This is a genomic window from Leifsonia sp. GW821-FHT13C09 (assembly GCF_058806435.1).
The window spans coordinates 1-10,134 of the sequence record NZ_JBXAPS010000023.1 but is presented as its reverse complement, the minus strand read 5'-3'; the positions used below and the strand labels follow the sequence as shown (position 1 = coordinate 10,134).

The window sequence follows — 10,134 nt, the reverse complement described above, 5'->3', positions numbered from 1 at the left end:
ACAGAGCCCACCTCGGCATCGCAGGCCACGCCCCCATCGACCGAATCAACAACGGTCGAGGTCAGTACAGCTAGCGGTCGCTACCGGCAAGGCGCGACTAATCGCAACACAGCACTTCGAGGTGATACGCGTGATCGAGGGTGGCAGAGAGGTCGGGGATCGGTTCCGGCTCCCGACACGCATCTCCTGCTCATCGTACTAACCCTCGTGGAGGCGACCGGGCGATCACAGCGTTGCTGTTTCCAGCCACGGTTGCAGGAATACCACCCTGGGGTATCATGTTGGAAGACAACGATACCCTCCGAGGGTATCCCAGCACTCATGGAGGACTGATGGAAATGATCGATTACCAGGTGACCGGAATGACCTGCGAGCACTGCGAGCGAGCAGTGTCCACCGAGGTGGCCCAGGTCGCCGGCGTCGACAACGTGCAGGTGTCCGCAACCGACGGTGTTCTGCGCGTTACCACCGGAACCGGTGTGGATGATGCCGCCGTACTCGCCGCGGTCGACGAGGCCGGCTACGCCGCCGTCCGCAAGTAGGAAACCCGCACGGCCGTTCCAAGCTGAGGAGCACGACATGACAGCAACGCCCTCGCCCGCTGCTAGCGGCGCCACCCTTGAGCTCGAGGTCGGTGGGATGACCTGCGCGTCGTGTGCCATGCGGATCGAGAAGAAGCTGAATCGCCTGGACGGTGTCACCGCAACGGTGAACTACGCGACCGAAAGGGCACGAGTGTCCATGCCGGAGGGCATGGACGTTTCCACCGTGATCGCCGAGGTGGAGAAGACGGGTTACACCGCCGCTCTCCCAGACGAGGAGCCCGAGAGCGACACGAAAGACGCCGACCCGGAACTCACGGGGCTGCGGAACCGCCTGATCGGCAGCGTCGCACTGTCCATCCCGGTCATCGCATTGGCGATGATCCCGGCGCTGCAGTTCACCTACTGGCAGTGGCTCTCGCTCACGCTGGCGGCGCCGGTGGTGGTGTGGGGTGCGTGGCCGTTCCATAAGGCAACATTCATCAACGCCCGCCATGGAGCCGCCACCATGGACACCCTGGTGTCGATCGGAACCCTGGCCGCGTTCGTCTGGTCGATCTACGCCCTGTTCTTCGGAACGGCGGGGATGCCCGGGATGACTCACGCGTTCAGCTTCACTGTGGCCGCCTCGGACGGCGCGGGCAACATCTACCTCGAGGTCGCCGCCGGAGTCACCACCTTCGTGCTCGCCGGACGCTATTTCGAGAAGCGATCGAAGCGGCAGGCCGGCGCGGCGCTGCGGGCGCTCCTTGAACTCGGTGCCAAGGATGTAGCGGTCATCCGCGACGGCCTGGAGGCGCGCATCCCGATCGAGACGCTGCGGACCGGGGACGAATTCGTGGTCCGGCCCGGCGAGAAGGTCGCCACCGATGGAGTCGTGGTCGAGGGTTCCAGCGCTATCGACATGTCACTGCTGACCGGCGAATCCGTGCCCGTCGAGGTCACGGCGGGCGACGCCGTCGCCGGCGCCACCGTGAACTCCGGCGGCCGACTCCTGGTGCGCGCCACCCGCGTCGGCAGCGACACGCAGCTCGCGCAGATGGCCAAACTCGTCGAGGATGCCCAATCCGGCAAAGCAGAAATACAGCGTCTCGCCGACCGCATCTCCGGCATCTTCGTCCCGATCGTTCTCGCCATCGCCGTCGTCACCCTGGCCGCCTGGTTGCTCACCGGCCACCCGACGGCTGCAGCTTTCACGGCCGCCGTGGCAGTGCTGATCATCGCCTGCCCCTGCGCGCTCGGACTGGCCACCCCGACGGCACTCCTGGTCGGAACCGGACGTGGAGCGCAACTCGGCATCCTGATCAAAGGACCTGAAGTACTCGAGTCCACCCGCACCGTCGACACCATCGTCCTGGACAAGACCGGTACGGTCACAGGTGGGAAGATGACATTGGTCCAGGTAGTCAGCGCGGCCGACGTCGACGAGTCCGTGCTGCTCCGGATGGCCGGCGCCGTTGAAGCCGCGTCCGAGCATCCGATCGCCCGGGCCATCGCGGCCGCGGCCGCCGACCGCAGCGGAATCCTCCCCAACCCGGAATCCTTCGTGAACATCGAAGGCCGCGGCGTACAGGGCATCGTCGACGGCCGCCTGACGCTCGTGGGCCGCCAGTCGCTACTAGAGGACTGGTCCATCGTGCTCGACGACAGCCTTGCAACGGCCAAGACCGCCGCTGAAGCTGCCGGGCAGACCGTGGTCTGCGTGTCCTGGGACGGGAAAGCGCGAGGGCTGCTCGTCGTGGCGGACGCGATCAAGCCGACCAGCCGAGAAGCCGTGGACGCGTTCAAACAGCTCGGGCTCACCCCCATCCTCCTCACCGGAGACAACGCGACCGTCGCTCGCGAGGTCGCCCACGCCGTGGGCATCGATACCGTCATCGCCGAAGTGCTCCCCCAGGACAAGGCCGACACAGTGCGCCGACTGCAGACCGAAGGCAAGACCGTCGCGATGGTCGGCGACGGCGTCAACGACGCCGCCGCCCTGGCAACCGCCGACCTGGCACTGGCAATGGGAACCGGCACCGACGTCGCCATCGAAGCAGCAGACATCACCTTGGTACGGGGTGACCTCCGGGCCGCCGCCGACGCCGTCCGGCTCGCTCGGAGAACGCTGGGCACCATCAAGACCAACCTGTTCTGGGCATTCGCCTACAACGTCGCAGCGATCCCGCTGGCGGCGTTCGGGCTGCTCAATCCGATGATCGCCGGAGCGGCGATGGCGTTCTCCAGTGTGTTCGTTGTGAGCAACAGCCTCCGCCTACGCGGCTTCCGCTCCAAGAACTCCACGACCCGAACGGACACCGGCATACCAGCGTCCGTCCTCAAAACCGCATGACCACTCACGAGAAGGAGCACACAATGAGCGACAGCTGCTGCGGCACCAACACCGACCACCACCACGCCGCCACGATGCCGACCGGAAGCACCAACCTCCTCGGCGGGACAGGCGTCGACGATCTCACCGAGTGCGTCGTGATGAAGGGCAGCACCGTCAGCAAGGCGAAGGCAGAGGCACAAGGCCTCTACCGCGACTATAACGGCGAGCGGTACTGGTTCTGCTGTGCCGGCTGCGCACCGCGTTTCGACGCCGACCCCACCGCATACATCACCGCATAACCGCCACCGCCCGGTACAGGCGGACACCAGCACATCACCCAGGTGAAGGGCTAACCATGAACGACCACACCGAGCACGACGGGCACGACCACCGCGCCCACACCACCTCGACCGAGACCGCCGAAAGCCACGAGACCCACGAGGCCCACGAGATGGGCGAGCACGCCGGACACGACATGACCGGGCACAGCGGGCATGACATGGCTGGGCACGCAGGTCACGGCGGAATGGGTGGGCACGCCGGCCACGGCGACCATGTCGGCCAGTTCCGTCGTCTGTTCTGGATCATGCTCATCATCGCCGTCCCCGTCGTCGGCTTCTCCTCGATGTTCGCGATGATCCTGGGGTACCCGCTGCCGGACGCCGCCTGGGTGGCGTGGATCTCGCCGATCCTCGGAACGGTCATGTACGTCTGGGGCGGTCGCCCATTCCTCACTGGCGCCGTCGGTGAACTGCGGGCGCTCAAACCCGGCATGATGCTGCTGATCGCGTTGGCGATCACGGTCGCGTTCCTGGCGTCCTGGGGTGCGAGCCTGGGGATCCTGGATCACGAACTCGACTTCTGGTGGGAGCTCGCCCTCCTCATCGTGATCATGCTGCTGGGCCACTGGATCGAGATGCGGTCACTGGCACAGACCACCTCCGCCCTCGACTCACTGGCAGCGCTGCTGCCCGACGAGGCCGAACGCGTCGAGGGTGACAGCACGGTGCAGGTCGCCCCCGCCGACCTCGGGGTCGGCGACGTCGTCGTCGTCCGCCCCGGTGGCCGCATCCCCGCCGACGGACGCGTCGTTTCCGGCTCGGCGAGCATGGACGAGTCGATGATCACCGGCGAATCCAGCACCGTGCGCCGCGACGTCGGAGACGCCGTCGTCGCGGGCACCGTCGCAACCGACTCCGGTCTGCGCGTTGAAATCACCGCGGTCGGCGACGACACCGCGCTCGCCGGTATCCAACGCCTGGTCAGCGACGCCCAGAATTCCTCGTCCCGCGCCCAGCGGATCGCCGACACCGCCGCCGGGTGGCTGTTCTGGTTCGCCCTCGGCGCGGCGATCATCACCGCGGTCGTCTGGACCCTGCTCGGCCTGCCGGATGAGGCCGTCGTGCGCACCATCACGGTTCTGGTCATCGCCTGCCCGCACGCCCTCGGTCTGGCCATCCCGCTCGTCGTCGCCATCTCGACCGAACGCGCCGCCCGCGGCGGAGTGCTCATCAAGGATCGGCTCGCCCTGGAGAGCATGCGCACCATCGACACGGTGCTGTTCGATAAGACCGGCACCCTGACCAAGGGCGAACCCAGCGTCACCGCGATCGAGACCACCGACGGCACCACCTCCGATCGACTGCTGGCACTGGCCGCCGCCGCCGAGGCGGACTCCGAGCACCCGCTGGCACGGGCCATCGTCAACGCCGCAGCCGCTCGCCATGTGACCGTCGGCGCAGCCGCAGGTTTCGAATCCTCCCCCGCGGTCGGAGTGTCGGCCACGGTCGACGGCCACCACGTCCAGGTCGGCGGCCCGAACCTGCTGCACGAAGCCGGAGTGGACGAACTCCGGATCGCCGACGCCTGGCGAGAGGACGGCGCCATCATCCTGCACGTCCTGGTCGACGGACAGGTGGCCGGTGCGCTCAAACTTGCCGACGAGATCCGCGAGGAGTCCCGGCAAGCGGTTGACGCCCTCCACGCTCAGAACGCGCAGGTCGTGATGATCACCGGCGACGCAGACGCCGTAGCCAGATCGGTCGCCAACGAACTCGGCATCGACCGGTACTTCGCCGGAGTGCGGCCAGAGGACAAGTCCGCGAAGGTCAAGGAGCTCCAGGCGGAGGGACGCAAGGTGGCGATGGTCGGCGACGGCGTCAACGACGCCCCCGCTCTTGCCCAGGCCGACGTCGGAATCGCCATCGGCGCCGGCACCGACGTCGCGATCGCCTCCGCAGGAGTGATCCTCGCCAGCGACGACCCGCGTTCCGTGCTGTCGGTCATCGAACTCTCCCGCGCAAGCTACCGCAAGATGAAGCAGAACCTGTGGTGGGCAGCCGGGTACAACCTCATCTCCGTGCCGCTTGCCGCCGGCGTGCTCGCACCAATCGGGTTCGTCCTGCCGATGTCGGTCGGCGCGATCCTCATGTCGTTGTCCACGATCGTCGTCGCCCTGAACGCTCAGCTGCTGCGCCGGCTCGACCTGCGACCAGAGACCAGCGCCCGCGTTGCCCTCGACCGAAATCGCACCCAGCCGGCGACGCCGGCACCCGCATCCCGAACCTGACCGCCCTTGGAGCCTTAATGAACGACACCACGACCACCGCCGAGCACGAACACCAGCACGGCTACATCACCGACAAAGCCGGATACATGCGGCGCCTCAGCCGGATCGAAGGGCAAGCCCGCGGAATCGCGCGAATGGTCGATGAAGAGCAGTACTGCATCGACATCCTCACCCAGATCTCCGCCCTGACCTCCGCACTCAAGAGCGTCGCCCTCGGCCTCGTCGACGACCACCTGAAACACTGCGTCACCGACGCCGTGCTACTGGGCGGGGACGAAGGCCAGGCCAAGATCCAGGAAGCCAGCGACGCCATCGCCCGACTCGTGCGTTCGTGACGGGTCCCGTGGGCTCAGCTTCCAGAACGACCCAACTCGTCCCGACGCCTGGCGTACTCGTCGTGGTCGATCTCGCCTCGGGCGTACCGTTCATCGAGAATGTCCCGAGGCGACGGACGCCCTGGCTGAACCGCACCACTACCGGCGGACGGACCACGCCGGCTAAGAGTGACCACCAGCACGATCACAACCGCGATGATCAGCAACGGCACAATCAGCCAAATGATCCACCACGCCCCCATGCCGCCCATCATCCACCCGTACACGTCCGCCTCCTCAAACGATTTCTCCATTCAGCTTGGACGCGAATGTGGAGACGGATGGGGCATTAGGTCCCGTCAGCGTTAAACCCCCGGCGGGTATCCAGACTGCGCCGGTAGTTTGTCTCCCGGAAGGAGGAGAAATGCTCGCCGACTGCATCTCGATGCGCACCCGCACCTGGCGCTGCGTGCTCGTCCTCCTCTTCGCGGTCGCGGGCATCGTGACCGGGATCCTCGCCATGCACGTTGTCAGCACGCCTATGGGCGAACCACACGGGTTCGTCGCGGTCCAGCCAGCGGTATCCGCGTCGACAGTGTCACACCCAGACCAATCGCACCCTGCAGTTTCCAGCCAGGCGATGTCCGACACCAGGGCGGGCGGGGGATGCGCTATCGACGGCTGTGATCCGATGCACGACACGACTGCCATGATCTGCACGCTCGCGCTGCTCGCCGCGACGATCCTCCTGATCGCCCCGGTACTCAGCCGGGCGCTCCTCGGCCTGGGCTCCCGGGCTGCACCCACGACCCTGGCCCGGATGATCACGCGCAGGGTCGGATCATCACCACCGTCTCTTCTCGCACTGTCTATCGATCGCAGATGACGCACACCGCACACCGCGCATCGCGCGGTGTTGCTTCAGCGTGCCTACCATCCGCAGATTCATACGACGAAAGAGACCCCACAATGAACATCCGACTGATCGCGATCGCCTCCGGCGCACTCCTGACCGCCGCCGCCTTGGCTGGCTGCACCGCGGGCGCCTCCGGAAAGGACCCAGGCATGGGCAGCATGTCCGGGATGACCCACGGGAGCTCGAGCCCCGCCGCCACCTCCGACCACAACCAGGCCGACGTCACCTTCGCCATGAGCATGGTGCCCCACCACCAGCAGGCCATCGAAATGTCCGACACGCTCCTTGCCAAGCAGGGCATCGACGCCCGGGTGACCGAACTCGCGCAGAAGATCAAGGCCGCGCAGCAGCCGGAGATCGACACCATGAATGGCTGGCTCGACACCTGGGGCCAGAAATCCGACATGGGCGGCATGGACATGGGCGGCGACGGCACGATGTCGCAACAGGACATGGACGCGCTGAGGAACGCGTCCGGCGCAGACGCGTCGAAGCTGTTCCTCACCCAGATGATCCAGCACCACCAGGGCGCCATCACCATGGCCACGACCGAGACCGAACAGGGCACGGCCACCGACGCCGTCGCGCTGGCGAAGAAGATCGCCGCCGCACAGAGCGCCGAGATCGCCACCATGAAGCAGCTCCTCGCCAGCCTCTGAACCGGTCGCACCAGACGCGGGCGCCGTCACCCCTCCCCCTCGTGGCGGCGCCCGCCCCTCCCCACTCCTCACGGCCCTCTAGCCGCTTCCTCTCTGGACATCTGATGAACTCTTCGAACCTCACCCGGCGCAGCCTTCTCCTCGGCGGCGCCGGGGTCGCCACCGCCTTCGCCCTGGCCGCCTGCACCGGCGGACCGAACCTCCTCACCGCGACCAGCAGCCCCGTCACCGCTGCCGAAACGGCCCGGCGGCGCACCGGGCGAACAACCCGCGTCCAGCTCACCGCCGCCAAGACCGACATCGACCTGGCCGGGCGCACCGCCTCCACCTGGGCCTACAACGGTGAAGTCCCCGGCCCCACCATCCGGGCACATGTCGGTGACATCATCCGCGCGCACGTCACCAACCAGCTCCCGGACGACACCACCGTCCACTGGCACGGCATCGCCCTCCGCAACGACATGGACGGCGTTCCCCCGATCACTCAGCAGCCGATCGGCCCCGGAGCTTCGTTCGACTACGCGTTCACCGCCGACGCCCCGGGAACCTATTGGTACCACCCGCACGTCGGCCCGCAACTCGACCGCGGCCTCCAGGGCCCGCTGGTCATCGAAGACCCCCGCGAACCCCTCAACTACGACCACGACTGGGTACTCGTGCTGGACGACTGGCTCGACGGCGTCACCGCGACACCCGACCAGGTACTCGCCGACCTCAAGAAAGGCATGAAAGGCATGGGCGGGATGGGAGGAATGGGCGGCATGATGGGCGGCGGCCAGGACGGCACCCCGACCCGCGCCGGCAACCTGCTCACCGGAACCGGCTCCAACCTGCTCGGCGGCGACGCCGGAGACGTCTACTACCCCTACTACCTCATCAACGGACGCCCAGCCGGAGACCCGGCCACCTTCACCGCCAAGCCCGGGCAACGGGTGCGGCTGCGCATCATCAACGCCGGCGGCGACACCGCCTTCCGATTTTCGGTCGGCGGCCACCGGCTCACCGTCACACACACCGACGGTTACCCGGTGAACCCGGTCGAGGGCGACAGCATCCTGCTCGGGATGGGCGAACGCTACGACGCGATCGTCACCGTCGCCGACGGTGCCTTCCCGATCGTGGCCGAGGCCGTCGGCAAAGCCGACCGCGGCTTCGGCGTCCTCCGCTCCAACTCTGGGAGCCCCACACCCACCGCGAACGGTTACACGGCCTCTGACACGTCACCGGTCACAGCGGCGGTACTGAGCGCCACCTCTGCAGACACCCTGCAGCGGCGCAGAATCGACCGCCGCATCGACATCGCCCTCACCGGCGGAATGATGAAGTACGACTGGGGCATCAATGGCAAAGCCTTCGACATGAACAACCCGCTCGACGGCGCCTACACGGTCCGGGAAGGCGAACGCGTCCAGCTCACCATCGCCAACCAGACCATGATGTGGCACCCGTTCCACGTTCACGGCCACACGTTCCAGCTCGACGGCGGCCCGCGAAAGGACACTGCGATCGTGTTGCCGCACCGATCTCTCACGGTGCTACTGGATGCCGACAACCCGGGCCAATGGATGACGCACTGCCACAACATCTACCACGCCGAATCAGGGATGATGGCCGTCCTCGGCTACGAGAAGAGCTGAGTCAACGGGCTACAGCCCGCGCCAGGATCCGGGTAGCAGTGGAGGCATGACGCCTCCCCACGCGATAACGCCTGCCCTGGGCGATTTCCCCACCTGGCTCAACGTCCTCGCCTGGACTTCCCTCGGGATCGGCATCGCCTGCACCATCGGCGTCGCCGTCGATGTGATCCGACGACCGCAGAAGATGGCCGTGATGAACGTCGTCTGGCCCGTCTCCATGCTGTTCGGAGGATTCCTCTGGCTCGGCGGCTACCTCCGCTGGGGACGCACACCCGCACCTTCACAGAATGCGGACGATGCGGAGACGCCCATGGCGGTGGCCGTCGGCACCGGTACCAACCACTGCGGGGCCGGCTGCGCGCTCGGGGACCTCATCGCGGAGTGGGTCGCCTTCCTCATCCCAGCCGTCGCCGTCGCGTTCGGCTGGGGTTGGCTCTTCCAGGACAAAATGTTCGCCGTCTGGATCCTCGACTTCATCCTCGCCTTCGGACTCGGCATCATCTTCCAGTACTTCGCCATCGCCCCCATGCGCGGGCTCGGACTCGGCAAAGGCCTGATCGAAGCGCTCAAAGCCGACGCCGCCTCCATCACCTCCTGGCAGGTCGGTATGTACGGGGCGATGGCGCTGATCCAGCTCGTTCTGTTCCCCGCACTCTTCGGCGGCCGCGCCCCGGTCAACTCGCCCGAGTTCTGGTTCGCAATGCAATGGGCGATGCTGCTGGGATTCGTAACGGCGTACCCGGTCAATTGGCTGCTCATTCGAGTGGGCATCAAAGAGCGGATGTAAGGCCGAGGGCACTCCAAACGTCAATCACGATCGGCATTGGCCTGGGAGAGGTCAAACATTGAGGGGATCGCGTCATCGCAGGCGCAAAAGGCATCGACCGAGAGGTGTGGGAGGCCGACGAGAGAGAAGAACCAAATATCGACAGACAACGAAATGAGAGAGCCAGCCCAAGAGAGAAGAACTGACACGAGGAGACAAGAGAGGCCAGGGCAAGCAGACAACAGGAGAGACAAGAGATAGACGATGCACGCAGGCACTCTTTGAGATGAATTTTGTTATGTCTCAGGACATAGGTAACGAATCTGCCTCAGGACATCGGGGTGGCGTCCCGTTGAGTGGTGGAGTTTCTCGACACCGTGCGGGATCAGCTGTTGGTGATTATGCCGCAGTGAG

General features: G+C 66.2%; 10 protein-coding genes. 9 read left to right on the top strand and 1 reads right to left on the bottom strand.

The features are described 5' to 3' along the window. Window positions 1-332 precede the first annotated feature (332 nt). Genes AC1ROW_RS21945 through AC1ROW_RS21925 form a run of 5 tightly spaced genes read left to right on the top strand, consistent with a single transcriptional unit; the run spans window position 333 to window position 5,763 of the window. Window positions 333-542, top strand: a complete 210-nt coding sequence (locus tag AC1ROW_RS21945; RefSeq protein ID WP_493021787.1) for a heavy-metal-associated domain-containing protein — start codon at window positions 333-335, stop codon at window positions 540-542. A 37-nt stretch (window positions 543-579) separates the two neighbouring features. Beyond that, window positions 580-2,877, top strand: coding sequence for a heavy metal translocating P-type ATPase (locus AC1ROW_RS21940; protein WP_493021785.1), 2,298 nt, complete (start codon window positions 580-582; stop codon window positions 2,875-2,877). Between the two features lie 23 nt (window positions 2,878-2,900). Beyond that, on the top strand, window positions 2,901-3,158 hold the full coding sequence (locus AC1ROW_RS21935) for a YHS domain-containing protein (RefSeq protein WP_493021783.1): 258 nt from the start codon (window positions 2,901-2,903) through the stop codon (window positions 3,156-3,158). Window positions 3,159-3,214: 56 nt separating this feature from the next. Beyond that, window positions 3,215-5,428, top strand: coding sequence for a heavy metal translocating P-type ATPase (locus tag AC1ROW_RS21930; RefSeq protein ID WP_493021781.1), 2,214 nt, complete (start codon window positions 3,215-3,217; stop codon window positions 5,426-5,428). 17 nt (window positions 5,429-5,445) lie between these two features. Continuing rightward, on the top strand, window positions 5,446-5,763 hold the full coding sequence (locus AC1ROW_RS21925; RefSeq protein WP_175337889.1) for a metal-sensitive transcriptional regulator: 318 nt from the start codon (window positions 5,446-5,448) through the stop codon (window positions 5,761-5,763). 14 nt (window positions 5,764-5,777) lie between these two features. Here AC1ROW_RS21925 and AC1ROW_RS21920 read toward each other — a convergent pair whose 3' ends face one another. Next, window positions 5,778-6,029: an SHOCT domain-containing protein gene (locus tag AC1ROW_RS21920; RefSeq protein ID WP_258045885.1), complete on the bottom strand. Its 252-nt coding sequence runs from the start codon at window positions 6,027-6,029 to the stop codon at window positions 5,778-5,780. Window positions 6,030-6,166: 137 nt separating this feature from the next. Here AC1ROW_RS21920 and AC1ROW_RS21915 point away from each other — a divergent pair, with 137 nt between their 5' ends. From AC1ROW_RS21915 to AC1ROW_RS21900, 4 genes are all read left to right on the top strand, one after another. Then, window positions 6,167-6,628, top strand: a complete 462-nt coding sequence (locus AC1ROW_RS21915; protein WP_493021778.1) for a DUF6153 family protein — start codon at window positions 6,167-6,169, stop codon at window positions 6,626-6,628. Window positions 6,629-6,711: 83 nt separating this feature from the next. Next, window positions 6,712-7,317, top strand: coding sequence for a DUF305 domain-containing protein (locus AC1ROW_RS21910; RefSeq protein ID WP_175337891.1), 606 nt, complete (start codon window positions 6,712-6,714; stop codon window positions 7,315-7,317). Between the two features lie 104 nt (window positions 7,318-7,421). Then, a complete protein-coding gene (locus AC1ROW_RS21905) occupies window positions 7,422-8,954 on the top strand; it encodes a multicopper oxidase family protein (RefSeq protein ID WP_493021776.1) in 1,533 nt (510 codons plus the stop codon). A gap of 46 nt (window positions 8,955-9,000) precedes the next feature. Then, window positions 9,001-9,741 carry a DUF4396 domain-containing protein gene (locus tag AC1ROW_RS21900; RefSeq protein ID WP_175337893.1) on the top strand — a complete coding sequence of 247 codons (741 nt, stop codon included), beginning with the start codon at window positions 9,001-9,003 and terminating at the stop codon, window positions 9,739-9,741. Window positions 9,742-10,134: the final 393 nt, after the last annotated feature.